General features: G+C 64.6%; 26 protein-coding genes and 1 pseudogene. 7 read left to right on the top strand and 20 right to left on the bottom strand.

Annotation, left to right across the window (positions count from 1 at the left end):
- Nucleotides 1-9: 9 nt before the first annotated feature.
- The 4 genes from IGS74_RS13875 to IGS74_RS13860 form a co-directional block, all read right to left on the bottom strand.
- Nucleotides 10-1,047, bottom strand: coding sequence for a cysteine synthase A (locus IGS74_RS13875; RefSeq protein WP_192386893.1), 1,038 nt, complete (start codon nt 1,045-1,047; stop codon nt 10-12).
- 103 nt (nt 1,048-1,150) lie between these two features.
- Complete coding sequence (locus IGS74_RS13870) at nt 1,151-2,599, bottom strand: deoxyribodipyrimidine photo-lyase (RefSeq protein ID WP_192386891.1); 1,449 nt, start codon at nt 2,597-2,599, stop codon at nt 1,151-1,153.
- 202 nt (nt 2,600-2,801) lie between these two features.
- A complete protein-coding gene (locus IGS74_RS13865; protein ID WP_192386889.1) occupies nt 2,802-3,224 on the bottom strand; it encodes a type II toxin-antitoxin system VapC family toxin in 423 nt (140 codons plus the stop codon).
- On the bottom strand, nt 3,221-3,475 hold the full coding sequence (locus tag IGS74_RS13860; protein WP_192386887.1) for a type II toxin-antitoxin system Phd/YefM family antitoxin: 255 nt from the start codon (nt 3,473-3,475) through the stop codon (nt 3,221-3,223). Before IGS74_RS13860 ends, IGS74_RS13865 begins: the two co-directional genes overlap by 4 nt.
- 226 nt (nt 3,476-3,701) lie before the next feature.
- On the opposite strand from IGS74_RS13860, the gene dusA reads away from it, so the two are divergent.
- The gene (gene dusA / locus IGS74_RS13855) at nt 3,702-4,667 is read left to right on the top strand and encodes a tRNA dihydrouridine(20/20a) synthase DusA (protein ID WP_192386885.1); all 966 of its coding nucleotides are present in this window, start codon (nt 3,702-3,704) and stop codon (nt 4,665-4,667) included.
- 77 nt (nt 4,668-4,744) lie between these two features.
- On the opposite strand, the gene IGS74_RS13850 is transcribed toward dusA, so the two are convergent.
- The gene (locus tag IGS74_RS13850) at nt 4,745-5,455 is read right to left on the bottom strand and encodes a TIGR02281 family clan AA aspartic protease (protein WP_192386883.1); all 711 of its coding nucleotides are present in this window, start codon (nt 5,453-5,455) and stop codon (nt 4,745-4,747) included.
- Nucleotides 5,456-5,661: 206 nt separating this feature from the next.
- Here IGS74_RS13850 and IGS74_RS13845 point away from each other — a divergent pair, with 206 nt between their 5' ends.
- On the top strand, nt 5,662-6,144 hold the full coding sequence (locus IGS74_RS13845; protein WP_039194291.1) for an Lrp/AsnC family transcriptional regulator: 483 nt from the start codon (nt 5,662-5,664) through the stop codon (nt 6,142-6,144).
- A gap of 14 nt (nt 6,145-6,158) precedes the next feature.
- On the opposite strand, the gene IGS74_RS13840 is transcribed toward IGS74_RS13845, so the two are convergent.
- The 9 genes from IGS74_RS13840 to moaA all read right to left on the bottom strand — a co-directional run bounded on the left by IGS74_RS13840 (nt 6,159) and on the right by moaA (nt 13,827).
- On the bottom strand, nt 6,159-7,028 hold the full coding sequence (locus tag IGS74_RS13840; protein ID WP_039193364.1) for an NAD(P)-dependent oxidoreductase: 870 nt from the start codon (nt 7,026-7,028) through the stop codon (nt 6,159-6,161).
- A 78-nt stretch (nt 7,029-7,106) separates the two neighbouring features.
- On the bottom strand, nt 7,107-7,895 hold the full coding sequence (locus IGS74_RS13835) for an ABC transporter permease (RefSeq protein ID WP_192386881.1): 789 nt from the start codon (nt 7,893-7,895) through the stop codon (nt 7,107-7,109).
- Nucleotides 7,892-8,602 carry an ABC transporter permease subunit gene (locus tag IGS74_RS13830; protein ID WP_192386880.1) on the bottom strand — a complete coding sequence of 237 codons (711 nt, stop codon included), beginning with the start codon at nt 8,600-8,602 and terminating at the stop codon, nt 7,892-7,894. Before IGS74_RS13830 ends, IGS74_RS13835 begins: the two co-directional genes overlap by 4 nt.
- 60 nt (nt 8,603-8,662) lie before the next feature.
- Nucleotides 8,663-9,460: an ABC transporter substrate-binding protein gene (locus tag IGS74_RS13825; RefSeq protein WP_192386878.1), complete on the bottom strand. Its 798-nt coding sequence runs from the start codon at nt 9,458-9,460 to the stop codon at nt 8,663-8,665.
- A 100-nt stretch (nt 9,461-9,560) separates the two neighbouring features.
- Entirely contained in the window at nt 9,561-10,175 is a 615-nt protein-coding gene (locus IGS74_RS13820) for an NTP transferase domain-containing protein (protein ID WP_192386876.1), read from the bottom strand.
- Nucleotides 10,172-11,380, bottom strand: a complete 1,209-nt coding sequence (locus IGS74_RS13815; protein ID WP_192386874.1) for a multidrug effflux MFS transporter — start codon at nt 11,378-11,380, stop codon at nt 10,172-10,174. The genes IGS74_RS13820 and IGS74_RS13815 overlap by 4 nt, the downstream gene beginning before the upstream one ends.
- The gene (locus tag IGS74_RS13810; protein ID WP_246722562.1) at nt 11,380-12,303 is read right to left on the bottom strand and encodes a DMT family transporter; all 924 of its coding nucleotides are present in this window, start codon (nt 12,301-12,303) and stop codon (nt 11,380-11,382) included. The genes IGS74_RS13815 and IGS74_RS13810 overlap by 1 nt, the downstream gene beginning before the upstream one ends.
- A gap of 170 nt (nt 12,304-12,473) precedes the next feature.
- The gene (locus tag IGS74_RS13805) at nt 12,474-12,686 is read right to left on the bottom strand and encodes a YMGG-like glycine zipper-containing protein (RefSeq protein ID WP_039193382.1); all 213 of its coding nucleotides are present in this window, start codon (nt 12,684-12,686) and stop codon (nt 12,474-12,476) included.
- Nucleotides 12,687-12,831: 145 nt separating this feature from the next.
- A complete protein-coding gene (gene moaA, locus IGS74_RS13800; RefSeq protein ID WP_192391802.1) occupies nt 12,832-13,827 on the bottom strand; it encodes a GTP 3',8-cyclase MoaA in 996 nt (331 codons plus the stop codon).
- 127 nt (nt 13,828-13,954) lie between these two features.
- Between moaA and IGS74_RS13795 the strand changes: the two genes are divergently transcribed.
- Nucleotides 13,955-14,314, top strand: coding sequence for a DUF971 domain-containing protein (locus IGS74_RS13795; RefSeq protein WP_192386872.1), 360 nt, complete (start codon nt 13,955-13,957; stop codon nt 14,312-14,314).
- Here the strand turns inward: IGS74_RS13795 and IGS74_RS13790 are convergent.
- From IGS74_RS13790 to IGS74_RS13770, 5 genes are all read right to left on the bottom strand, one after another.
- Nucleotides 14,304-15,053 carry a proteasome-type protease gene (locus IGS74_RS13790; protein ID WP_039193390.1) on the bottom strand — a complete coding sequence of 250 codons (750 nt, stop codon included), beginning with the start codon at nt 15,051-15,053 and terminating at the stop codon, nt 14,304-14,306. The two genes, IGS74_RS13795 and IGS74_RS13790, sit on opposite strands and share 11 nt — an antisense overlap.
- 162 nt (nt 15,054-15,215) lie before the next feature.
- Nucleotides 15,216-16,157 carry an alpha-E domain-containing protein gene (locus tag IGS74_RS13785; RefSeq protein WP_192386870.1) on the bottom strand — a complete coding sequence of 314 codons (942 nt, stop codon included), beginning with the start codon at nt 16,155-16,157 and terminating at the stop codon, nt 15,216-15,218.
- A 4-nt stretch (nt 16,158-16,161) separates the two neighbouring features.
- Complete coding sequence (locus tag IGS74_RS13780; protein ID WP_192391801.1) at nt 16,162-17,556, bottom strand: circularly permuted type 2 ATP-grasp protein; 1,395 nt, start codon at nt 17,554-17,556, stop codon at nt 16,162-16,164.
- Nucleotides 17,557-17,729: 173 nt separating this feature from the next.
- Nucleotides 17,730-18,869, bottom strand: coding sequence for a DegT/DnrJ/EryC1/StrS aminotransferase family protein (locus IGS74_RS13775; protein ID WP_192386868.1), 1,140 nt, complete (start codon nt 18,867-18,869; stop codon nt 17,730-17,732).
- Between the two features lie 104 nt (nt 18,870-18,973).
- Nucleotides 18,974-20,308, bottom strand: a complete 1,335-nt coding sequence (locus IGS74_RS13770; RefSeq protein ID WP_192386866.1) for a BCD family MFS transporter — start codon at nt 20,306-20,308, stop codon at nt 18,974-18,976.
- A gap of 142 nt (nt 20,309-20,450) precedes the next feature.
- Between IGS74_RS13770 and IGS74_RS13765 the strand changes: the two genes are divergently transcribed.
- The 4 genes and pseudogenes from IGS74_RS13765 to pssA all read left to right on the top strand — a co-directional run bounded on the left by IGS74_RS13765 (nt 20,451) and on the right by pssA (nt 25,196).
- Nucleotides 20,451-21,656: a LysM peptidoglycan-binding domain-containing protein gene (locus tag IGS74_RS13765; protein WP_192386864.1), complete on the top strand. Its 1,206-nt coding sequence runs from the start codon at nt 20,451-20,453 to the stop codon at nt 21,654-21,656.
- A 161-nt stretch (nt 21,657-21,817) separates the two neighbouring features.
- Nucleotides 21,818-23,656 carry an ABC transporter ATP-binding protein/permease gene (locus tag IGS74_RS13760; protein ID WP_192391800.1) on the top strand — a complete coding sequence of 613 codons (1,839 nt, stop codon included), beginning with the start codon at nt 21,818-21,820 and terminating at the stop codon, nt 23,654-23,656.
- 35 nt (nt 23,657-23,691) lie between these two features.
- Nucleotides 23,692-24,393 (top strand): annotated as a pseudogene (locus tag IGS74_RS13755) (phosphatidylserine decarboxylase); the annotation flags it as partial.
- 38 nt (nt 24,394-24,431) lie between these two features.
- Nucleotides 24,432-25,196, top strand: a complete 765-nt coding sequence (gene pssA, locus IGS74_RS13750; protein ID WP_192391799.1) for a CDP-diacylglycerol--serine O-phosphatidyltransferase — start codon at nt 24,432-24,434, stop codon at nt 25,194-25,196.
- Between the two features lie 309 nt (nt 25,197-25,505).
- On the opposite strand, the gene IGS74_RS20075 is transcribed toward pssA, so the two are convergent.
- The gene (locus IGS74_RS20075; RefSeq protein ID WP_206688169.1) at nt 25,506-25,691 is read right to left on the bottom strand and encodes a hypothetical protein; all 186 of its coding nucleotides are present in this window, start codon (nt 25,689-25,691) and stop codon (nt 25,506-25,508) included.
- Between the last annotated feature and the right edge of the window lie 351 nt (nt 25,692-26,042).

Raw genomic sequence — 26,042 nt, 5'->3', positions numbered from 1 at the left:
CGCCCCCTGTCACGCAGCTTCGAAGGGAATGTCGAAGCCCGGCTCCCTGTCGATCCAGTCCGGTTGCGGGAGATCTTTCGTTTTCAGGAAGTCGGGATTGTACAGCTTCGACTGATAGCGGTTTCCGTAATCGCAGAGCACGGTGACGATGGTGTGGCCCGGCCCCATCTCCCGCGCCATGCGGATGGCGCCCGCGATGTTGATGCCCGACGATCCGCCGAGGCACAGCCCTTCCTCCAGCACGAGATCGAACAGGATCGGCAGGGCTTCCGCATCCGGCACCTGGCAGACGAAATCCGGCTCGAATCCATCGAGATTGGCGGTGATGCGTCCCTGGCCGATGCCCTCGGTGATGGACGAGCCCTCAGACTTCAACTCGCCATCCTTGTAGAAGCTGTAGAGGGCCGCGCCCATCGGGTCCGCGAGGCCGATGCGCACATGGCCGGAGTGCCGCTTGAGGCCGGCCGCGGTTCCGGCCAGCGTGCCGCCCGTTCCGACAGAGCAGATGAAGCCGTCGATCTGGCCGCCGGTCTGCTGCCAGATCTCCTCAGCCGTCGTCACGATATGGCCGTCGCGGTTGGCGACATTGTCGAACTGGTTGGCCCAGATGGCACCATCGGGATGGCTGCGCGCGATCCGCTCGGCGAGCCGGCCGGATATCTTTACGTAGTTGTTGGGGTTGCGGTAGGGCACCGCAGGCACTTCCAGCAACTCCGCACCCATCAGGCGGAGCGCGTCCTTCTTTTCCTGCGACTGCGTGTCGGGGATCACGATGACGGTCCGGTAGCCAAGCGCGTTCGCCACCAGCGTCAGGCCGATGCCGGTATTGCCGGCCGTGCCTTCCACGATGATGCCGCCCGGCTGGATCAGGCCCCGGGCTTCGGCATCCCGGATGATGAACAGGCCCGCCCGATCCTTGATCGACTGGCCGGGGTTCATGAACTCGGCCTTGCCCCAGATCTCGCACCCCGTCTCCTCGGAGGCGCGCCGCAGCCGGATCAGCGGCGTATTGCCGATGGCGTCGATGACGGAAAGGTTTCGTTCCATTTGGGTTTCCGATCGTGTGTCGGCATCGTATCTCGAATCGCCGCAAGCCTAGATCATCGGACAGGTTGGCGAAACGCCTTCCGTCGTATCGGCCGGCGGCCGGTTACCGGGTCGCCTGGAAGGCGGCGTTGGCCCGGTCGCGCGCCTCCTTATGGTCGACGATCGGCCGTGGATAGGTTTCGCCCAGCGTGACGCCCGCCTCGTCCAGCGTGGCGCCATCGGCCTCCCACGGTGCGTGGATGGCTTTGGCGGGCAACTTCGACAATTCGGGCACGAAGCTTCGGATGTAGTCGCCCTCGGGGTCGAAATCCTGGCTTTGCTTGATGGGGTTGAAGATGCGGAAGAAGGGCTGCGCATCGGCGCCCGTGCCCGCGATCCACTGCCATTGCGAGGTGTTGTTCGCCTCGTCCCCATCGACGAGCGTATCCCAGAACCAGGCTTCGCCCTCCCGCCAGTCGATGAGCAGATCCTTCGTCAGGAACGATCCGACGATCATCCGCACGCGGTTGTGCATCCACCCCATCTGCCAGAGCTGGCGCATGCCGGCATCCACGATGGGATATCCTGTCCGGCCGGTTTGCCACGCCTTCAAGTCCCCGGTCGCTTCGCGCCATTTCAAGGCGTTGAAGCGATGGTTGAAGTTATCTGTTGCAAGATTTTGAAAATGATAAAGCAGATGGTGGTTGAAATCGCGCCAGATCAGTTCGCGGCGGAATGTCTGCCGGTCGTTGTCGGGAATGGATTTGCGGCGATGGGCGGTTTCCTCGGCCGTTGTCAGCGCGCGAAGCGCCGACACCTCGCCGAAATGGAGATGCGGCGAGAGGCGGGAGGTCAGGTCTTCGGACGGCTTGTTTCGTCCCTCCTCATAACCGGCAAGCAGCTCATCGCAGAAATACGAAAGCCGCTCCTGCGCCCCGGTTTCGCCGGGGATCCATTCCGACTGAAAGCCCTTCGCCCAATTCGGATTGGTCGGCAGGAGCCCCCACGTATCGAGGCTTTCGGACAGGGGGAAATGTTCGGGCGCCGCCAGCCCGGACGGCGGATCGATGGGGTGCCGATAGCTATGCAGACCGGCGCTGACAGACTTCATGAAGGGTGTATAGACCTTGTAGTATCCACCGCTTCCCGTCTTGACCTGATCGGGGTCGTGCAGCAGGGCAGCTTCGAAGCATTGGATGTCGACACAATTGAAGCGCGATTCCAGCTCGCCATCGACGCGCGATGCTTCCGGACCATAGCGACGGTTGATGTAGACTGCGGTGGCGCCACTTTTCGACAGGATGTCCTCCAGCACCGCGAAGGCATCGCCACGGCGCAATACAAGGCGCGATCCCAGTTTGCCGAACGACGCGGAAAGCTCTTTCAGCGAGTGGTGCAGCCACCATTTGTGGGCACTGCCATAGGGTCGTACGGGCGCATTCGCGTCGGCCAGGATGAAAAGGGGGATGACGGGGCGTCCGGATTCCGCCGCATGCGCAAGGGCCGGGTTGTCGTCGAGCCGCAGATCGTGACGCAGCCACACGATGATGGGCTGCCCCTGTTCTTTTGCCATGCCGGTTGCACTCGCTCCGATGGGTTGCCAGCGGCAGCAGATAGCGCAGTTCCGGCCGCATGCCATGGCCATTTCGTGGAGTGGTTTCGATTGACCGGGAGCGTTCAGAAATAGCCGAGACAGAGGGCAAACACCGGTGCGGATATCACTGCGCACTATACCTGCGGATCATGGACAAGGATCAGCGAGGGGCAAGGGTTGGTCAGCCCCGCCAGGGGTCGATCAAAACAACGCCTGTACCCTCGAAATCGCGGGTATTACGCGTCACCACGGGCAAGCCCTGGACCAGTGCCGTAGCGGCAATCAGCGCGTCGGCCTCGTTGCGTCGATCGGGGATATGCAGATGCGCGCAGCGCGTGGCGACTTCGTCGTCAACGGGCAGTATGCGTCCAGAAAACTCCGGTCGTATATGATTGTCGAGCCAAGCGCGCAGAAGCGCACCTTGCAGGGCGTCCCGGCGCTGTACACCCAGAAGTCCGCGCTCCAGTTCGAGAATGGTAATCGCGGAGATAAAGAAATTTGCCGTGTCTTCCGCGCCGATCCATGCGACGACGTTGGCATCGGCTTTGCCGTCGCCGATTTTGCGCAGTTCGGAAATAACGTTGGTGTCGAGCAGATAGCTCACGTCAGGTCGACCCGGCGCTGTATGATCTCGACGCGCGGCGGATCGAAGTCGATGTCCGACAGACCAGGCATGGCCAGGGCTTCCACGAGGCTGCGGCGCTTGCCGGTCAGGCGCTTGAACTCGTCGTAGGTCATCAGGACATGGGAGGGCTTGCCCCGATCGGTGATGACGACCGGGCCGCTCTGCGCCGCCTTCTTGGCGCTGCTGACGTCATGATTCAACTCGCGACTGGAAAGGGTGGTAACAGGCAAGGCGCACCTCCATGTAGGCAAGTACCTACATATGACGCGTTGCTGCTGAGCGCAAGCTTGCTGGAATGCCCCTCGAAAGATAGTAACTATCGTCTATCCCATCAGGCAGACACTTTTTTCGCATCTGAGATGACGTAGATGAGACCGGAGATCCCAGGCTGCCGAAATAATGGCGACAATCCTACTCTTTCGGCATACCAGGAAATAACAGGTTGTTGAAATATCTATGAAATTCGCCGTCGCACCCATGATCGACTGGACGGACAGACATTGCCGGTACTTTCACCGGCAGATGAGCGCGCATGCGCGGCTGTTCACGGAGATGGTCGTTGCAGACGCCGCTATCCACGGCCCGCGTGAGCGGTTGCTGGGGTTCGACGCCATGGAGCATCCGGTGGTGCTGCAGCTTGGCGGCTCGGACCCGGCCAAGCTGGCTGAGGCGGCGCGGATCGGCGAGGGTTTCGGCTATGACGAAATCAACCTGAACGTCGGTTGCCCGTCGGACAGGGTGCAGTCCGGGGCCTTCGGCGCCTGTCTGATGCTGCAACCGGCCCTGGTCGGCGCCTGCGTCGCGGCGATGAAAAGCGCCGTGGCCGTGCCCGTTACCGTCAAATGCCGTATCGGCGTCGACGACCAGGATCCGGAGCCGGCGCTGGATGCACTGGCCGATGCCGTTTTCGCCACCGGGGCGGACGGCCTGTGGGTGCACGCCCGCAAGGCGTGGCTGCAGGGGCTGAGCCCCAAGGAAAATCGTGAAATCCCGCCTCTCGATTATGGCCGCGTCCAACGCCTGAAGGCTCGCCTGCCGGACAGGTTCATCGGCATCAATGGCGGCATCGGCCAGGTCGCATCGGCCAGGTCTCTGCTGGACGGGCTCGATGGCGTGATGCTGGGGCGGGCAGCCTACCAGAACCCGGCCGACCTGCTGACTGTCGATCCGCTTCTGTTCGGCAGCCCGGCGCCTTCGTCGTCGCTGGCCGAGGTGGTCGGGAAGATGGCGGAGTATGCCGGGGCGCATGTCGCGGCCGGCGGCCGGCTTTCGCATGTCACGCGCCACATGCTGGGGCTCTTCAACGGCCTTCCCGGGGCGCGGCGGTGGCGGCAGATCCTGTCCGAACAGTCGGTTCGCCCCGATGCCGGCCCCGACCTGCTCTTCGAGGCCATGGCCGGCGTGGAACTGGCTGCGGCCTGAGGCCATGTCCGTCTGTCGCCGATGAGCTCAAGCGCCACGATCCGTCGCCAGGGCGGCCCGCCTTGGCCGCGAACGCTCTAGCGGTCGGTCAGGATCAGGCGGTCGCCGCGAAACTCCACAGAGGCGAGCTGGCCCAGAAAGCTCATGCCCAGCAGGCCGACGCCGATAGCGTCGTTCGCGGTGACCATGGCCGTCACGTTGTGCCGTTCGATGGGGCCCACGGCGACGCTGTCCAGCCGCACCATGGCGGCGGACGCCACGCCGTTGGCGGTACGCACCTGTGCATCGTAGGACAGGCCGTCGACATCGATTCCCACACGCCTTGCGGTATCCCGGTCGAGGGCGACGGTGCTTGCACCGGTATCCACCAGCACGGGCAGCTCTACCCCGTTGATGGTGGCGTCGACGCGGAAGTGATTGTCGAAGCCCCGTCCGACCGACACCTGGAGGTTGTCACCGCTGCCGCTTGCAACGATCCGTCCGGGCATCAGGGCACCGAGCATCCGCTCTCCGATCGAGCGGAATTCGGTTGAGTAGGCATAGACGCCGATCAGCACCACGAAGGCTATGGCCCACAGGAGGGCGCTGCGCACCGCCTCGGCAAACCGTCCGCGAAAAGCCACGATGACCGTTCCGCCCACCGCCGTCAGGATTGCGCCAAGATAGACGAGCCGCGCAAAATCATCTTCGCCGAGGCCGGCGATCGTGCCATCGGTGTTCAGGAGCAGAAGTGCCAGCCCAATGCCCAGAAGAGCGATGAGCACCATCAGAACGCCGCCATTCCTCATCGGCAGGTTTCCGGAAAGCCAAACGGGTGGGGCGGCCTCAAACTGGTCTCCTGGATGGCATGACGCTCGGCTGAAGATGTAGGTTGCGCGACCGCCGCGTGCAAACGCAAGCGCCTGCAACTTGCGTAAAGTTGACCGGACATGCACAAGCTTTGCTGCGGCGGCTTGCGCCCCACGCAACCAATGGCATCGACAAGGCACGGAACATGGATCGGCTCGACAAGAAAATCCTTCGGCTTCTGCAGGCGGACGCGACGCTTGCCGTCGCCGATATCGCCAAGCGCGTCGGGCTTTCTACCACGCCGTGCTGGCGCCGCATCCAGAAGCTGGAGGAAGAGGGCGTCATCCGCCGCCGCGTCGCAATTCTCGACCCTCAGAAGGTGAATGCCCGCGTTACGGTTTTCGTTTCGGTGCGCACGTCCTCGCACAGCAATGAGTGGTTGCTGCGCTTCTCGGAGGTGGTTGCCGAGTTTCCGGAGGTGGCCGAGTTCTATCGCATGAGCGGCGATGTCGACTACCTGCTGCGCGTGGTGGTGCCCGATATCGCCGCCTACGACACCTTCTACAAGAAGCTGATCTCCAAAATCGAAATCCGCGACGTGTCGTCGTCCTTCGCGATGGAGCAGATCAAGTACACGACCGAACTGCCCCTCGATTATCTCGTCCTCGACAAGGAGCAGCGCGACTAGCGAGGCGCCGCCGGCTACCGTTCCAGCCGCGCCAGCAGGGAAGACGTATCCCACCGCGCACCGCCCATGCCGATGACTTCGGCGTAGAACTGGTCGATAAGCGCCGTTACCGGAAGCGAAGAGCCGTTGGCCTTCGCTTCTTCCAGGCAGATACCGAGATCCTTTCGCATCCATTCGGCGGCGAAGCCGAAATCGTACTTCTGCTCGATCATCGTCTTGTGGCGGTTTTCCATCTGCCACGAGCCGGCTGCACCCTTGGAGATGACGGAAACGACCTTTTCGATGTCGAGGCCGGCATTACGGCCGAACTGGATCGCCTCGGCCAGGCCCTGGACAAGGCCGGCAATGCAGATCTGGTTCATCATCTTGGCAAGCTGGCCGGAGCCGACTGGCCCCATCAGCCCGACCATGCGCGCATAGGCGTCGATGACGGGCCTTGCATCTTCGAAGGTCTTCTCGTCGCCGCCCACCATCACGGTCAGGACGCCGTTTTCCGCCCCGGCCTGGCCGCCTGAAACCGGCGCATCCAGGAAGCGGCCCCCCGCCTTCTCCACCGCATCGCCAAGCTCGCGGGCAAGATGGGCGGAGGCGGTCGTATTGTCGATCAGGACCGCGCCGCTTTTCAAACCCGCAAGGATGCCATCCGGACCGTAGACGACGGAGCGGACATCGTCGTCGTTGCCGACGCACATGAACACGTAATCGGCACCCTGTGCCGCTTCGCGCGGCGTCTCGGCGGCGCGGCCGCCGAAGGCGTCAGCCCATTTGCGGGCCTTTTCCGCAGTGCGGTTGTAGACGGCGGTCTCGTGGCCCCCTTTTTGGGCCAGATGGCCCGCCATCGGGTAGCCCATGACGCCGAGGCCGATGAATGCAACTTTAGCCATGCGTTCCTTCCCATGCGACTCGCAGCTTTGCGCCAGCATGGCATGCCGGGCAGGCAGTTTCACGGCCTAATGCCCGATCTAGCGTTTCAGGTGGCGCGTCAGCCGCTTTTCCACGATCACCGTCAGGTTGCGCACCGTCTCGACGATCAGAAGGTAGATTACCGCCGCCCACACATAGGTCTGGAAATCGTAGGTCTGGCTGTAGGCCCGCCGCGTGACGCCGAACAGGTCGAAGACCGTGACGATGGCGATGATCGCCGATGTTTTCACCATGAGGATCAGCTCATTGGCATAGGGCCGCAGCGCCACCATGAGCGCCTGCGGCAGGATCACCTTGAAAAAGGTGACGGTGCTGGACAGCCCGAGCGAGCTGGCGCCTTCCCATTGGCCATGCGGAACGCTCCGGATGGCGCCGCGCAATATCTCCGCCTGGTAGGCCGCGGTGTTGAGAACCATGGCGAAGATGGCGCAGAGCCACGCATCGCGGAAGAACCACCACAGGCCGACCGCCTCGAAGGCGCCCCGGAAACTGGCAAAGCCGTAGTAGATCAGGAAGATCTGCGCGATGAAGGGGGTGCCGCGAAAGAAGCTGACGAAGCCGTAGGCCAGCGTGCGGGTGATCCGGTTTCTGGAGATGCGACCGAAGGCAATGGGTACCGAGAGCGCCGCGCCGAAGATGAAGGAGATGAAGACGAACTGGATCGTAACCCAGAGCCCGTCCAGATAGCGCCCGGCATACCGCTCGAACAAGGTCGGATTGTAGGCGGAATAGAGATACCAGACGAGGCCGGCCGCTGCCAGAAACCAGAACGTCAGCGCCGCGATGCCGATGGGGCCCGGTCGCTGCCGGACGGTCGATGCGCTCATCGGGCCACCACTCCGCGATTGGACCACCGCTCGAGCCGCGCGATGCCGGCGCCCGAAACGAAGGTGAGGATGAGGAACAGGACGCAGGCCAACCCGAAGAACAGGAATGGCTCGCGCGTCACGCGCGCGGCGATGCTGGTCTGCCGCAAGATGTCGGCAAGGCCGATAACGGAGACGAGCGCCGTATCCTTGAGGAGGTTCTGCCAGCAGTTCGACAGCCCGGGCAGGGCGTGGCGGGCAAGCTGCGGAAAGGTAATCTTGTAGAAGATGGCGAAGCGATGCAGCCCAAGCGAACGCCCTGCCTCGGCCTGGCCTGCCGGTATGGCCTGGAAGGCCGACAGGAAGACTTCGGATGCAAAGGCCGAGAAGACCATGCCCAGCGCGATCATGCCGGCGACGAAGCTGGAGATTGTCAGCGCCGGCAAGCCGGCAGCGCCAAAGGCGGTATTAATGAGCGATTGTCCGCCGTAATAGACGAGGAACAGCGTCAGCAACTCGGGCAGGCCACGGAAGATGGTCGTGTAGATGTCGGCCGACAGGCGCAGGGCCGGGTCCTCGGCGCGCTTCGCCAGCGCCAGCAGGAGGCCCAGCCCGAGCCCGAGCGGTAGCGTGGCCAGCGACAGCGAAACGGTAATGCCGACGCCGGACAGGATCTCGTCACCCCAACCGGCATCGCCGTAGGCAAGCAGGGAAAGAACGTCGTTCATGGAGAAACCATGTCGGCGGCAGGGTCGCGCCGGACGTCATGCCCGGCGCAACCCCGCAGCTCAGTCGCCGTAGACGTCGAAGTCGAAATACTTGGCCTGCACCTTCTGGTACTCGCCATTCTCGCGGATCGCCACGATCGCCTCGTCGAACATCGACTTCAGCTTGTCGTTGCCCTTGCGCAGCGCGATCCCCGCACCGGGGCCGTAGATTTCTTCGTTGACGGGCATTTGCGCCAGCACCTTGCAGCAGGCGCCGGCGTCGCTCTTGATCCACTCGGAAAGGACGACGATGTCGTCCATCACCGCGTCGACTCGGCCGTTCTCGATGTCGAGCTTGTACTCCTCCGCGGTCGGGTACACGCGCACATCGGCGTCCGGAAAGAAGAATTCAGCCGCCTGCGAGTGCGTCGTGCCGCCCTGCACGCCTATGGCCTTGCCTGCAAGGGCTTCGGGCGTGGCCTCCGTCAGCTCGCTGTCCTTGGGCACGGCGATCGCACCCGGCGTGTTATAGTATTTGTTGGTGAAGAGTACCTGCTCCGACCGCTCCGGCGTGATCGACATGGACGCTACGATGGCGTCGAAGCGCCCGTTCTGCAAAGCGGGTATGATGCCGTCCCAGTCGGACGTCACGAATGTGCAGGTAACCTTCATCTGCGTGCAGAGCGCGCGGGTGATGTCGACGTCGAATCCCTCGAGTTCACCGGCGGAGTTGAGGAAGTTGAAGGGGGGATAGGCGCCCTCGGTGCCGATCCGGATTTCCGTCCAGGTCTTGTCGGCATCCGACTCCTGGGCGCTTGCGGGGCCGGCGACGATGGCGGTAGCCGCGGCGGCCAGGAGTAGCCGTTGAATAAGGTGCATACCCCGAAACCTCATTAAGACGTTGCAATGAGCAGCATTACTTGTAAGCGTGCCGCATAATTCCGCGATACTGCCTGTTTCGTCGCAAATGGCAACCGGGTCATTGGGCCGGTGGGGGCATCAGATGTGCGTTGGCGATATCGAGGTCGGCGGGGCGGTTGACGTTGAAGAACGGATCGATGCCATGGCCGGCCGGAAAGTCTTCCACGTCGAAACCCTGCAGATGGGCATAGTCGAGCACGGAGCGGCGGCATCCGGGCGTTTCCAGATAGGCGCCGAGCCCGGACAGCGCGTCCATCGGCCACAGCGAGGCCGTCGGATGGAGCCGCCCGCCACTTCGTGCGATCCGCACGCACCCCGAAGATCGCGTCATCCGGCTTACGAAATCGTCCGGCAGAAAGGGCGTGTCAGCCGGCGCGAAGAGGATGTGTCCAGGTTGTGGATAACCGGTGGACAGATGCGCATGTGCGGCCTCCATCCCGGCCAGGGGTCCCAGCCTTTCCAGGCGCAGATCCGGTACCACGTGAAGCCCGAACCGTTCGAAGCCTTCGTGGGGTGGGCTGTTGATGAGCAGTGGATGAACCCGGCCCTCCAGACGCTCGACAACGTAAGCCAGAAGCGGCCTTCCGGCGATTTCGAGAAGCGGCTTGGGCACGCTGGAAGGCTGCATGCGTGAGCCCGCGCCGCCGGCAAGGATGGCGCCCGCAAGGGTCATGTCCGCATCCGCCCCGATGCCAGCACGACGCCGGCCGCGCCCAGGCCCGCCATGACAACGGCGACGGCCGTCGGCGAATGCGCGAGGTTGGAGGCGATGGCGGAAGCCGCGGCGCCGCCGCCGATCTGCACGGCGCCGAGAAGGCCGGCGGCGGCGCCGGCAGCCTCGGGCCGGACGGATACGCCGCCGGCGGTCGAGGTCGGCACGGCGAGACCGTTGCCGAGGCCGACGAAGAGCATCGGCAGAAACAATGCGGCTGCCGAAAGATGACCGGAAAGGAACAGCGCCAGCGGCGGCAGCGTCGACACGAAGGTGATGATGGAGCCGGCCCGCATCAACCGATCGAGACCGAGGCGCCCCGACAGGCGGCCCGTGAGGAAGTTGCCGAGTATGTAGCCCATGGAGCAGGCCATGAACCACAGGCCGTACCCCGCGGGGCTCATGCCAAGCTGATGGGAAGCGATGAACGGCGCGCCGCCGAGGAAGGTGAAGAAGACCGCCGAAACGAGCGTCGCCGTTCCGGCATAACGCCAGAAGCCCGGCGATCCGATGAGCAGTCGGTAAGCGCCGAATTGCGCGCGCACGGGCGCACTGGTCGCCTTTGCGGTTTCCGGCAGGTAGGCCCAGATCATCGCCAGGGTCACCACGCCGAAGACGACGAGCAGCCAGAAGACGGAATGCCAGCCGAGCAGGCTGTCCATGATACCGCCGAGTGCCGGCCCGATCAGCGGTGCGACCGCAAGGCCCATCGTGACGTAGCCGATCATGCTGGCGGCGCGGTCGCGCGGGAACAGATCGCGCACGACAGCGCGCGACAGGGCGATGCCGGTTGCGCTGCCCGCCTGGATGACCCGGCCGGCCAGGAAGGCCGCGGCGCTTTCGGCGACGATGCAGACAAGGGTGCCGGCTAGAAACAGCACCATGCCGGCCAGCATGACCGGACGCCGCCCGTACCGGTCGGACAAGGGGCCGGCGATCAGCTGCACGGCCGCAACCGTTACGAGATACAGCGAAAGGCCCAGCGCCACGGTGCCGGGAGCCGCATTCAGATTCCCCGCAATGGAGGCCATCGACGGAATGAAGATGTTGATGGCCAGCGGCGACAGCGCGGAGGCCAGCACGAGCGCAAGGATGAAACTGACCGACGGCTTGAAGGGAGGCGCCGCCGTGGTCGGCTGCGTTTGTTGTGTGGCCCTCGTATCCATCAGTGTACCTGTGCCTTGATTGCCTTCACCGTGCGGCGGCGTCGCTCGCGGTAGATGGTGTAGAGACCCGACAAGACCACGATGACCGAGCCGACGCTGGACCAGAAATCCGGCAATTCGCCGAAGACCAGGTAGCCGAGGATGATGGCGAAGAGAAGCGCCGTATAGCGGAACGGCGCGACGAAGCCGACATCGCCGCCGCGCATGGCCGCCACGATCACCACATATCCGGCCGACAGCAGGACGGCTGCCGCGGCCATCAGCCCGAAATGCATTGCGGTGACGGACGCGACGCCGGTGAATGGCGTCAAGGCGGCACCAAGCATCGTGATCGTTGCCGCCGTGATGGCTGCGACGGTTATGGAGGACAGGCCCTTCGGCATGCGGCGCGTGGCCAGATCGCGCGCGGCAGAGGTGACGACCGACAAAAGAACGGCGATGGAATAGATGGAAAAACCTTCCATGCCGGGACGCACGATGATGATGACGCCAGTGAAGCCGACAAAGGTGGCGGTCCAGCGCCGCCAGCCTACGGCCTCGCCGAGAAAGAGCGCGGCACCGACGGTCACCACCAGCGGCAGCGCCTGATAGATGGCCGAGGCGTTGGCGATCGGCATATTGGCCAGGGCCAGCATGAACAGGAACGTGGTTCCGGCATCGGCCAGGGTGCGGATGATCAGATACGGGTTGGACAGCGCGGACAGCGAGGGAAGGGCCTTGCGGTGCCAGGCGATGGCGAACAGAAGCAGGCAGACCATCGCACCGCGGATGGCGATGACCTGGGCGGCCGACATGTCCTTCATGATGATCTTGGTCAGCGTGTCGTTGACGACAAAGAGCGCCGTCGAGCCGATCATCATCAGGCTGGCGCGCAGATTGTCCGCAGCGCTTGCCGATTCGACGGTATGTCTGGCGATGGACACGCGTTCACCTGGCGCGGAAGGCGGATGGAGCAGGCGCCGCGAACTCCCTCCCTGGTCATGAGTCCCCGGCGATAATCAGGCTTACTTCGCTTTTCGGGCCGTGACGAGGCACAGCCAAAAAAAATGCCGCTGCGGGGCAGCGGCATTCCCGGGTGACAGGGGAAAGACCCTTAGTAGGTGTTGCGGCCGATCAACGCGCCAGCACCTGCGCCGCCGAGGCCCCCGATCAGGGCGCCCGTGCCGCCGCCGACCGCATTGCCGACTGCCGCGCCACCGACGCCGCCGATTGCCGCGCCGCTGACCGTACGTTCGGTCTGGGTGCAGCCAGCGGTGATCATCACGACGGCGGCGAGCGCCAGAACCGGCTTCCAAGTCTTCTTCATGCTTACGAACCCCTTGTGGAATTTGGCCGAAGCCGCGCGTGGCGGCCGTTCATCGAATTTTAGAACGGCGGTGTCCCCCACGCGTTCCAACACGTAAACTTGTAACGGGAATGCGTGCAAAATGCGGCGATTGGGCGCAGTGCCTTCAACCGCCGGTGACGGACATGGTGCGGGACACGGCGGGTTGCCGGGTCTGCCTGTCGATCACGAAATCATGGCCCTTTGGCTTGCGCAGGATCGCGTCGTCGATGACGCGATGAAGCAACTCATCCCCTTCGGATGCGCGCAGCGCACCGCGCAGGTCGGCCGCATCGTCCTGGCCAAGGCACATGTACAGCGTGCCCGTGCAGGTGATGCGGACGCGGTTGCAGGATTCGCAGAAATTGTGCGTCATCGGGGTTATGAAGCCAAGTCGCCCGCCGGTTTCGGCCACATCGAAATAGCGGGACGGTCCACCGGTGCGGTGGCTCGACTCCGTCAGGGTAAATCCGTGCCTGGCGCCAAGCTCGTGACGCAGCATCGACAAGGGCAGATACCGGTCGGTCCGGTCCTCACCGATGTCGCCCATCGGCATCGTTTCGATGAGGGTCAGGCCGAGGCCGAGCCCATGGGCCCAGCGGATCATGTCCGGAATCTCGCCCTGATTGAAGTTCTTCAGCGCGACGGTGTTGATCTTGACGTCGATGCCGGCACGCCGTGCGGCGGCGATGCCATCCATCACGCGGTCGAAGTCGCCGCGCCGGGTGATCATGCGGAACTTGTCCGCATCGAGCGTATCGAGGGATACGTTCAGCCTGCGCACGCCACAGGCTGCCAGTTCGTCGGCATGGGCGGCGAGTTGCGTGCCGTTGGTGGTCAGCGTCAGTTCCGACAGGGCGCCGCTGTCGAGGTGCCGCGACAGGCTGCGCACCAGCGACATCACGTTCTTGCGCACCAGCGGTTCGCCCCCCGTCAGCCGAAGTCGCTTCACGCCGCGCTCGACGAAGGCCGTGCACAGCCGGTCCAGCTCTTCGAGCGTCAGCAGCTCGCGGCGCGGCAGGAACTCCATGTGCTCGGACATGCAGTATACGCAGCGCAGGTCGCACCTGTCCGTGACCGACACGCGCAGATAGGAAATCTGCCGTCCGAAAGGATCGATCATACTGCCGTTCTGGCGCGGGGTCGGCACAAGGGCCGCTGCTGGGGTCACGATGCTTCCTGCTCTCCTGCCTGTTGTCAGCAATGTGGAAGGGCGCTACCCCATGGTCAAGATCGGTACGGAGAGTTGTATGAGCGACAAGGTTGCGGCGCCAGCGAAGATTGCGGTGACGCGTGATCGCCGCACGCTGAAGGTGACGGGCTCCGACGGGGCCGAGCACGCCTTCACAGCCGAGATGCTGCGCGTACACTCGCCTTCGGCCGAGGTGCAGGGCCATTCCGCGGAACAGAAGGTTACCGTCGGTGGAAAGCGCAATGTCGCCATTGCGGACATCCTGCCCGTCGGCCACTACGCCATCCGCATCGTCTTCGATGACGGGCACGATACCGGGATCTTCACCTGGAGCTATCTGGCCGAACTCGGGCGCGACCAGGATCGCCTGTGGCAGGCCTATCTGGACGAACTCGCCGCCAAGGGCCTCAGCCGCTGACGGGCTCGTCCGGCAGGAAGGGGGGGAGGCGGTCGAACGCTTCCTTGAGGGCCCCGGACCATCCGTCCGATATGGCCTGGTAGTAGGGGTCGCGCTCGTCGAATCGCTGGTGGTAGCCGGCCTCGAGGGTCCCGGACCGGTAGGTCTGCAGGTCGATGGGAAGCCCGACCGAAAGGTTCGACTTGATGGTCGAGTCGAATGACACCAGAAGCAGCTTGACGGCCTCTTCCAGCGACATGGAATGCTCGTAGGTGCGCACGATGATCGGGCGTCCGTATTTGTGTTCGCCGATCTGGAAGAAGGGGTTGTCGGCGCCGGCCTCGATGAAATTCCCTTCCGGATAGATCATGAACAGGCGTGGCTCTCCGCCCTTGATCTGGCCGCCCAGCAGGAAGGTGCCTGCAAAGCGGCTGTCGGCCTGCTGGCCGGACGGCGTCGTATAGGAAATGACCTCCTTGAGCGTCTCGCCCACCAGCTTGGCCGTCTGGAACATGGAGGGCTGCTCGAACAGCGACGGGTTGCGCTGCGAGGGATGCAGCCCACGCTCCTCCAGCAGGGAGATCGCCGCCTGGGTCGTCGCCAGATTGCCGGCGGACAGAAGGCACAGGAAGCGGTCGCCCGGGCGGGACCAGATCTTCATCTTGGTGACGGTGGAAATGTTGTCGACACCCGCGTTGGTGCGCGTGTCCGACATGAAGACGAGACCCTGATCGAGAAGCAGGCCGACGCAATAGGTCATTCGGATATCCGTAACAGATCCGCCTACGGGAGCCCGAAAAAGGACCCGCCAGCCTAAAAGGGCTGAGGCCGGAGCATTTCAAACCACTTTAAATTCTTACAATCGCGGATTGTAAGACAACAAGAGCTGCCACGCCAGCAATCGACGGTTATCAAACGAAAATCAGCTATGGAAGCGGTAGGTCCGGGCGATCTCGTCGGACAGGCGGTTGTTTTCCAGGATGAACCATTCCAGGAATTCGTGCAGGCCGGCGTCGATGATGTCGCCGACGGTGGTTTCCTCCAGCCGCCTTGCGATGGACCGGGCGATCTCGTCGCATTCATGCGCCTCGCCGTAGGTGCGCGACAGATAGCTGAGGCTTTCCTCGATCAGCCGGTAGCAATAGGCGAGCGATCGCGGCATGCGCCGGTTGAGAATCAGGAAGTCGACAATATCCACGGCCTTCAATTCGGCGTCGTATTCCCATGCATAGGAGCGCAGCGCCGACACGGACCGCAGGATCGAGCCCCATTGATAATTGTCGAGCGAGGAGCCGACATAGGAGTGCTGCGGCAGCAGCACCCAGTATTTCACGTCCAGGATCCGCGCCGTGTTGTCCGCCCGCTCCAGGAATGTCCCGATGTTGCAGAAGTCGAAGATCTCGTTGCGCAGCATCGTGCCGTAGAACGAGCCACGGATCAGCGCGCAACGCTGCTTGATGAGTTCCAGAAGGGCCGGCAGGTCGGTGATCGGACGGGACAGCCGGTCGCGCAGCAGCATCCAGCTTTCGTTGAGCGCCTCCCAGGTCTCGCGCGTCAGGGCCGTGCGCACCATGCGCCCGTTGGTGCGCGCGGTGGCGAGCGAGTTGAGGATGCTGGAGGGGTTCGCCGGATCGCGCAGCATGAATTCGGCGATGAGATCGGGGTCGAGCACATCGTGCCGCGCCTGATAGGCGTCCAGCACCCCCGCCGTGACCAGAACCGAGTTCCACTCGTCTGCGTCGGCCGACAGGTTGGTGAGCGACAATCTGAGGCCGGCATCGATCAGCCGCGCCGTGTTTTCGGCGCGCTCGATATAGCGCTGCATCCAGAAGAGCCCGTTCGCGGTACGTCCCAATAGCGGCATCGGATCAGTCCTCCAGCACCCAGGTATCCTTGGTGCCGCCGCCCTGGCTGGAATTCACCACGAGAGAACCTTCCTTCAATGCGACGCGCGTGAGCCCGCCGGGTATGATCTTGACCGTGTCGCTGACCAGCACGAAGGGCCGCAGGTCCACGTGGCGGGGCGCAAGGCCCGCCTCCGTCAGGATGGGCACGGTGGACAGCGCCAGCGTCGGCTGGGCGATATAGTTGGTCGGCCGCTCCCGCAGCTTGGCCGCAAAGGTTTCGCGCTCCGCACGGGAGGCGGCGGGCCCCACCAGCATGCCGTAGCCGCCCGAGCCGTGCACCTCCTTGACGACGAGCTCTTCCAGATGCTCGAGAACGTAGGCGAGGCTGTCCTCTTCGGCGCAACGCCAGGTGGGCACATTGTGCAGGATCGCGTCCCGGCCCGAATAGAATTTCACGATATCCGGCATGTAGGAGTAGATCGCCTTGTCGTCGGCAATGCCGGTGCCTGGCGCGTTGGCGATGGTGATGCCGCCGTTACGATACACGTCCATGATGCCCGGCACGCCCAGCAGCGAATCGGGATTGAAGGCGAGGGGGTCCAGGAAGGCGTCGTCGACGCGGCGATACAGCACGTCGATCGGCAGATAGCCCTTGGTGGTGCGCATCGCGATGCGGCCGTCGATGCATTTCAGGTCGGCGCCCTCGACCAGCTCGACGCCCATCTGGTCGGCCAGGAAGGCGTGTTCGTAATAGGCCGAGTTGTGGATGCCGGGTGTCAGCACGGCGATCCGCGCCTGGCCTTCGCAAGCGGTCGGCGCGACGCGCGCCAGAGAGCGGCGCAGATGCCGGGGATAGTTTTCCACCGGGCGCACGCGGTTCTGCGCGAACAGCTCGGGAAACATCTGCATCATCGTTTCCCGGTTCTCGATCATGTAGGACACGCCCGAAGGGGTGCGGGCGTTGTCCTCCAGGACGTAGAAATCGTTCTCGCCGGTGCGCACGATGTCGACGCCGATGATGTGGGTATAGACGCCGCCGGGCGGGCTGAAGCCGACCATCTGCGGAAGAAAGGCTTCATTCCCCTCGATAAGGCGGGCCGGCACCACGCCGGCCTTTACGATTTCCTGATCGTGGTAGATGTCGTGCAGGAAGGCGTTCAGCGCCTGGACGCGCTGCTCGATCCCGTCGGCCAGGGGGGCCCATTCCCTGCCCGAGATGATCCGTGGAACCATGTCGAACGGGATCAGCCGTTCCGCCGCCTCGTCCGCTCCGTAGACGTTGAAGGTGATGCCGGTCCGGCGGAAGAAGCTTTCCGCCTCTCCGGCCTTGGTTGCCAGCGAGGGGGCCTCCTGCCGGGCAAACCATTTCTGAAACCGTTCATAAGGGCTGCGCACCTTGCCATCATCAACCAGCATCTCGTCGAATGGCATGCGCTGCGACTCCTCTGTCCATCCAGGCCGGTAGGACAGAGAATGTCGCAGTCTGGGAAATTTCCAACCCCTGATCTGCGTCGCTTATCCGTTTTCCTGATGCTGCGCCGCGACGATGGTTACGGAATTGGCATGTTGCCCTGCGGAACGCCGCCGATTCAGGCGGTTGTGAGCGCCTCGCGCGCGGCCGCGATGATCCGGTCCTGTGTTTCACGATCCAGATACGGGTGCATCGGCAGGCTCACGACGTCCTGCGAGAGCGCGTCGCTGACGGGCAATGCGCCGGATTCGGCCGGAAAATGCCGGTAGGCCGTCTGCCGATGGAGGGGCTTGCCGTAGTAGATCACCGTCGGCACGCCGGCCTGGCGCATGCGGGCCATGAAGGTTTCGCGCCGGCCGTCGGCGACGCGAATGGTATATTGGGCCCAGGTGGAGACGATATCGTCCGGCACCGCCGGGGTGATCGCAAGATCGTGCAGGCCCGCGGCGTAGCGCTCGGCAACGTGCTGCCGGGCTTCGATCTCTTCCGCGAACAGAGGCAGCTTTTCCAGCAGCACGGCCGCCTGGAACGTGTCGAGCCGTCCGGTAATTCCGATGCGGACATTGTCGTACCTGTCGGTGCCCTGGCCATGAACGCTCAGCGAGCGCATGACGGCCATCAACTCCGCATCGTTGGTCTGCACGGCCCCGCCATCGCCGTAGCAGCCGAGCGGCTTGGCCGGGTAGAAGCTGGTGGCGACGACATCGGCGAAGGCGCCGGCCATCTGCCCGCCCAGCGTCGAGCCGAAGCCCTGCGCGGCGTCGGAGATGAGCTTCAACTCGTGGGTGTCGGCGACCGCGCGGATGGAGGGATAGTCGGCGATCTGGCCGAACAGGTCGACGGCGATGATGGCGCGCGGCTTCAACAAACCCGCGTCGCGGATTTCGGCGATGGCCCTGTCCAGGCTTTCCGGGTCCATGTTGTAGGTGTCGGGCAGCACGTCCACGAAGACGGGCGTCGCCCCCAGAAGCGCGACGACCTCGGCCGTGGCGGCGAATGTGAAGCTTGGCACGAAGACAGCGTCGCCGGGGCCGATGTTCCAGGCCATCAGCGGCAGCAGGAGCGCGTCGGTGCCCGATGCACAGCCGAGCGTGGCGTCCATGCCGCCGAAGGCGGACAGGGCCTCTTCCAGCTCACGGACATCGGGACCCAGAATATAGGCGCCCGTATCCATGATTCTGGAAAGGCGGGCGTCGATCTTGCCGCGGATGCGCTGCTGCTGGGTCGCAAGGTCGATGAAGGCGATGGGCTTGTGCATAGGGTCCGGATCCTTGCGGGTAACACGAAAGAACGCCGCCGGCGTCATGGCGATGGGCTAACCGTTTTGTCGCAGCGGTCAAGCCCGCGCTTCTGCCTGGGGCTTCACGTTTGTCGCTGGCCGATGCGGCTCCGTGATGCCCTGAAGGCGCTGGTGGCGGTTGCGCCGGTCAGCCGGATCGCCTTGCGGGCCTGCACCGCGGCGAGGGCGAAAAGCAGCGCCTGGCCTGCGAAGACGACCCCGTAGCCGACCACCATCCGGCCCGTCGCCAGCGCGACGAGGTCGACGCAAATGCCGGCCAAGAGGCCGCCGAGCCCGAAGGCCAGGGCCTGCGCCGCGCCCCAGACACCCATGCGCAGCCCGGCCCGCCCGTCTGCGCCGGCATTGGCCATCGCCATCATCGCGCCGATGGCCGAAATGGTGAAGGCGCCAAGGCCGATACCCAGCACCGCCGCAAGGGGGAAGATCGTTTCCCCCGTCATGCCGGCATACGGCCCGACCGACAGGAGCGAAAGGCATAGGGCGGAAAGGACCGCGCCGACAATCGCCGTGGAGCGCAGCGTACCCGGATACCGCCGGCCGAGGAGCCCGCCCGCGATGGCCGTCAGCACCATGCCGCAGAAGATGCCGCCATTCTGCCATGCCGACAGGCGGGTGGTCTCGGCGAGCGTCAGGCCGAAGGCAAGGCCGCCGAAGGGTTCCAGCACGACGTCCTGTCCGCTGTAGCCGAGCATGGATGCGAAGACGAACAGTGCGAAGCGCCGGGTGCCGGATTCTCCCCACACGACGGCGAGGGCCTGGCGGAAGGGCGATGGCGCGCCATCGGCGCGTGCCTCGGGGAAGGTGTCCTCCAGCCGCCATGCTGAAAGGAGCGCGACCAGCCAGGCGAGAGCGCCCACCATGGCCGTCACCGCCACCAGCCGCAGCGTGGAGAACGGGTCCAGCAGCCGGGACGCCGCCGCTGTCGTCAGGGCGAAACCCGCGATCATCATGGTGAACATCGCCGTCGCCGCCGGGCCCCGCGCAGCCGGCGAGACGATCGATGCGGTCAGTGTCAAAAGCGCCGTCCCGGCCGCGCCGGCGCCCGCGCCGATGGCTGCGAAGGCCATGATGCCGAGGACCAGCCCCGGCAGGCGATGATGCTCCAGAAGGCCGGTGGCCGCGGCGGCAGCCACCCCGCCGACAGCCAGCAGGGCGACGCCGCCGACGATCCATGGCGTGCGCCGAATGCCCACATCGGAGCCGTGGCCGAAGCGCGGCCGGGTGAGCTGAACGGCGTAATAGACGGCGATCAACAGGCTCGGCAGCGTCGCAGGGAGGGCCAGTTCCACCACCATGACCCGGTTGAGCGTCGACGTCGTCAGCACGACGACGGCGCCGATGGCCGTCTGTATGAGGGCCAACCGCGCGATCGTCAGCCATCCGGGCGTCATTCTCATGCATCACATCCGATCGCGCCGTCGCATCCACCCAAGGGATGTGGACTCATTCGCCTTGTTGCGGCAGCCAACAATTTGTAGAAATAGGGGAACGATACGAAGTTCCCCACAAGCGGCAAGCAAACTTGCCTTCGGAGTGGTTATGAAACGGAAGAGCGGCGTCCTGTTCGCGACAGCGGCCATGGTTGGCGTCGCCGGCCTCGTGGCGGGCTATCTGCATTTCGGCAATACGCGCGCGGCGCTGCCCAATGGCCAGGTTACCCTTGCCAAGGTATCGCCGGAGGCTCCGGCCCCCTTGGCGGGCCAGGCCCCGGCAGCCACGCCGCCGGCTCCGGGCGTGCCGGCGCAAGCCGCCGCGCCGGCATCGTCCAACATTCCCTCCTTCGATGTCGTGCGCGTCGAACCGGATGGCTCCGCCGTACTGGCGGGCCGCGCCGCGCCGGATACGGTCGTGCGGATCGTGGCGGCCGGCCGGGTGATCGCAACCGCGCGCACCAATGCGCAGGGCGAGTTCGCGGTGACGCTGGATGTGCCGCTTGCGGTCGGGGAACATCAGATCCACCTGGAGACGGGCGAAGGCGAGGCGGTTCTCGCCTCGGCGGAAAGCGCCATCGTCAGCATACCCATGCCCGGCCGCGAATCCGAGTTGCTGGTGCTTCTGGAACAGCCGGACGCGCCCTCGCGGGTGATCGCCGCTCCAGCACCGCAGGTCGCCTCGGCCACGCCGCAGGTGGCCACGGCGGACGCTACGGCGCCCGCGGCACCGGCAGCACCGGCAGCCGATCCGAACGCACCGGCGATCGGCGCGGTCGAGATCGAGGGCGACCAGATCTACGTCGCGGGTACCGCGGCCAAGGGCTCCAAGGTGCGGCTGTACCTGAACGACGCTTTCGTGGCCGAGGCGCCGATTGGCTCCAAGCGCGAATTTCTGGCCAGCGCCCGGCAGGCCGTGCCGGTGGGCACGCATGTCGTGCGCGCCGACGTCGTCGACAAGGCGGGCAGCGTCGTGGCGCGCGCCGAAGTGCCATTCGAGCGGCCCGACCGCGAACATGTCGCCGCCGTTGCCGCGTCGCCGGCGCTGCCGGGCATGTCCGCCGCCGAAAAGGCGGATACGACGCTTGCCTCCAACGGAGAGCCGGCGGGCGGGCTGCAGGAGGTGGACGGCCGCGTCATCATCCGCAAGGGGGATACGCTCTGGCGCATATCGCGCGAAAATTATGGCGTGGGCAGCCGCTACACGGTGATCTACCTCGCCAATGGCGACCATATCCGAAATCCCGACCTGATCTATCCCGGGCAGGTCTTCCGCATGCCGGCCCACGAGGCTGCGCAGGCCACCGGCGGCTGACGGACTGGCGAATCCCCCCGTGGGAGACCATTTAGGGGGTGCGCGTCCGCGCGCCCCTCGATCATGACCCCGAAAGTGCAGCCTTGAGCGATACACAGCAGCCTGCCGTCTCCGGCGACAGCGGCGCGACCTTCCGAACACTCCGCAACCTCTGGCCCTATATGTGGCCGGCAGAGCGGCCCGACCTGCGGGCTCGGGTTCTCTGGGCAAGTTTCTACCTTGTCCTGGCCAAGCTTCTGACCGTCGGGGTGCCCTACTTCTACAAATGGGCCACCGACGCGCTGGACGGCGACCGGCAGGGGCTGGAATGGCTGCCCTTGATGCTTGCCGGCGCGATCACGCTGGTCGTGGCCTATAATGTGGCACGTGTCGTATCGGTTGGCCTCAACCAGTTGCGCGACGCCCTGTTTGCCCGCGTCGGCCAGTATGCGGTGCGGCGGCTGGCCTATCAGACTTTCGTGCACATGCACGCGCTGTCCCTGCGCTTCCACCTGGAGCGGCGCACCGGCGGCCTGTCGCGCATCATCGAAAGGGGCACCAAGGGTATCGAGACGATCGTGCGCTTCACGATCCTCAATTCGGTCCCGACGCTCCTGGAATTCCTGCTGACCGCCATCATCTTCGGCGTCACCTACGGCGCGTCCTACGTGCTCGTGGTCGCCCTGACCGTCGTCGCCTATTCCTGGTTCACCGTGAAGGCGAGCGACTGGCGCATCGGCATCCGCCGCGAGATGAACGACAGCGACACGGAGGCCAACACCAAGGCCATCGATTCGCTCCTCAACTTCGAGACGGTCAAGTATTTCGGCAACGAAACGATGGAGGCCGACCGTTTCGACCGCTCCATGGCGCGTTACGAGAGCGCTGCAACCAAGACATGGACCTCGCTGGGCTGGCTCAATTTCGGGCAGGGGGTCATCTTCTCGCTCGGCATGGGCGCGGCCATGGTGATGTCGGCGCGCGAGGTGCAGGCCGGCACGCAGACGCTGGGGGATTTCGTCTTCATCAATGCGCTGCTGATGCAGCTTTCCATTCCGCTCAACTTCATCGGCTTCGTCTACCGTGAAATCCGGCAGGGCCTGACGGACATGGAGGAAATGTTCAACCTGCTGTCCGTGCGCCGGGAAGTCCAGGACGATCCCGATGCGCCGCCGCTGGCGGTGGCCACCGGGGCGATCCGCTTCGAGGACGTGCACTTTTCCTATGACCACGGGCGGGAAATCCTCAAGGGCATCAGTTTCGAGGTGCCGCCGGGACGCTCGGTCGCGATCGTCGGCCCATCCGGGGCGGGCAAGTCCACCATCTCGCGGCTTCTGTTTCGCTTCTACGACGTGTCGGCCGGGCGCATCACCATCGACGGACAGGATATCGCACAGGTCCGTCAGGACAGCCTGCGCGCCGCCATCGGCATCGTCCCGCAGGATACGGTGCTGTTCAACGACACGATCGCCTACAACATCCGCTACGGGCGCGTGGATGCCACCGAGGCCGAGGTGCGGCGCGCGGCGGAGCTTGCGCAGATCCACCACTTCATCGAAAGCCTGCCGGACGGCTACGATACGATGGTCGGAGAGCGCGGGTTAAAGCTTTCGGGCGGTGAAAAGCAGCGTGTCGCCATTGCGAGAACCATCTTGAAGGCACCGCCGATCCTGGTGCTGGACGAGGCGACCTCGGCGCTGGATACCCATACGGAGCAGGATATCCAGAGCGCGCTGAACCTCGTTTCGCGGGAGCGGACCACGCTGACGATCGCCCACCGCCTGTCCACCATCGTCGACGCGGACGAGATCATCGTCCTGCGGTCCGGGCAGATCGTGGAGCGCGGCACCCACCGCGCATTGCTGGCCGAGGGTGGCCTTTATGCCGAAATGTGGACGATGCAGCGCGAGGCCAGCGAGGCCGAGGAAACGCTGCGCCGCGCGCGCGAGGCGGACGCCCTCGGCATCGTCGAACGGCGGGCGCCAGCCGACCCGCTTGAACGTGAGCGCCAAGAACTCTAAACCCTGCCCACGCTGCCGCATGCAAGGAAACGCAATCCATGGACTTCCTGACGTCGATCCGCAACGCGCTGGTGCCGGTGCACAAGGCCGGCTACCCCTTCATCGCAGGCTTCTTCATCGTGGGCTTGCTGCTCGGCCTTCTCTGGGAACCCCTGTTCTGGCTGTTCCTGGTCTTGACGGTGTGGTGCGCCTACTTCTTCCGCGATCCCGAGCGGGTCACGCCGCAGGCTGATCACATCGTCGTCAGCCCGGCCGACGGCCGCGTATCGCTGGTTGGCCATGTCGTCCCACCGGCCGAGTTGCAACTCGGGGATGAGCCGATGTTGCGTATCTCCATCTTCATGAATGTCTTCGACTGCCACATCAACCGCGCGCCGGTACGCGGCGGCATCCTGCGGATCGCCTATCGCGAAGGCCAGTTCAAGAATGCCGAGCTGGACAAGGCCAGCGAGGTCAACGAGCGCTCGTCCATGGTGCTGGCGGGCCCCTTCGGTGATGTGGGCGTGGTGCAGATCGCCGGTGCGATCGCGCGGCGCATCGTCGGTTTTGTCCGGGCGGGCGGATCGTTGGAGGCCGGCGAGCGTTACGGCCTGATACGCTTCGGCTCGCGGCTCGATGTATACCTGCCCGACGGCACCGTGCCGCGCGTGGCGGAGGGCCAGCGTGCCATCGCGGGTGAAACGGTGATTGCCGAGCATGGCGAGAGGCTGGCCACCTGGCCATCGCGGAGGGACTGACGCAAGTGACGCAAAAGGGCCACGACAAGCAGGACGAAATGCTCGGCGGCGCGCGCTATTATTCCCGCATCCCCATCCGTCACATCGTTCCCAACGTCATTACCATCCTGTCCATTTGCGCCGGCATGACGGGCATTCGCTACGCGTTCGAAGGGCGGTTCGAGCTGGCCGTCGTGCTGGTGCTCGGCGCAGCCTTCCTGGACGGGATCGACGGCCGCATCGCCCGTTTCGTCAACGGCCAGAGCCGATTTGGCGCGGAGATGGACTCGCTGGCCGATGTGGTCAATTTCGGCGTTGCGCCCGCGCTCCTGCTCTACGCCTATACGTTGCACGATGCCGGCGCCGTGGGTTGGATCGCGGCCCTCCTGTATGCCAGCGGATCGGCCCTGCGCCTGGCGCGCTTCAACACCATGCTGGACGAGCCGAACAAGCCCGCCTGGAAGAGCGCCTTCTTCACCGGCGTTCCGGCCCCGGCCGGCGCGGCCCTGGCGCTGTTTCCCGTCTATCTCGGCTTCACTGGCGAGGGCACGGGCTTCCCGCAGGTGACGGCGGCGTTCTCGTCGGTCTACCTCGTCGTCGTCGGCCTGCTGATGGCAAGCCGCATACCGACCTATTCCGGCAAGACGATCGGAATGCCCGTGCGGCGAGAGTATGTGGTGCCGGCCGTCCTGGTGGTGGTTCTGTATATCGGCCTGCTGCTCAGCTTCTTCTGGGAAACGCTGACGCTGTCCGTGGTCGCCTATTACGTGCTGATGCCCTTCGGCGTGCGGTCCTACCGCAAGGCGGAAGCGCAGCATCACTAGAGCGTTTCCCGTACATATGGAATCACTCTGCCGGAGGCGCTTCGGGCCGCAATCGAGGTGGGTGTCGAAGGCCATACTGGTGTATGGCCAAGATGCAAGCCGAAGAAGGCGGCTCGAATGGCCGGCCCTTCGGGTTTCCCGGGGACGGACGTCCGCGGCGTCAGCCGGACTTGCCCGTACTGCCTGCGCCGCCTTCCTGGCGGGCCATCCGGCCCCGGGAGAAACAGAGTGGTTCCATATGAACGATAAATGCTCCAGGGCGCCGGCGAAGCGGTACCCTGAGCGTGCGACGATCGGGTTGCCCGCGCTTCACGCAGGCGTCGCTTTCGCTGCTTCGTGATAGAGGGCGCGGATCCTGTCCATATTCACGCTGGGGGCCGGAAGCTTCATATCCAGCCCGTCCAGCGTTTTGGCGATGATGTGCGAGATCGCCAGGTTGCGGAACCACTTCAGGTCCGACGGATCACGTACCAGGGCGCGTGATCGGTGGAGCATTTCTCCATCGCGTCCTCATAAGCCGTCTGGTAGGCATTCCAGTAGGGGCGCTCCGCTTAGTCTGCTTCGCTGATCTTCCAATGCCGCGCAGGGTCGTTCAGCCGCTGCTCGAAGCGTCGCAATTGCTCGGCCGGACTCTTTCGCGGTTGGTTTCTTGAACCCCTTGACGACTGTGCCCTGCGGATTCATCGCCGACAGGACATGCCAGCACGTGCCATCCTTGCCGGTGGCGTCCATGCCCTGCAACACGATCAGAAGGGCATGCCGGCCTTCGCCGTACAGCATCTGCGGCAGGTCGCCGAGGCGCCTGGAGTTGTCCGCCAGTTGCCTGCGGGCTGCTTTCTCGGCGTG

Origin of the sequence: Aureimonas sp. OT7 (genome assembly GCF_014844055.1) — a bacterium.
In the GTDB taxonomy this organism is placed as follows: Bacteria; Pseudomonadota; Alphaproteobacteria; order Rhizobiales; family Rhizobiaceae; genus Aureimonas; species Aureimonas altamirensis_A.
Note: the sequence above shows the minus strand (reverse complement) of the source record. Positions and strands in the feature narration are given on the sequence as shown.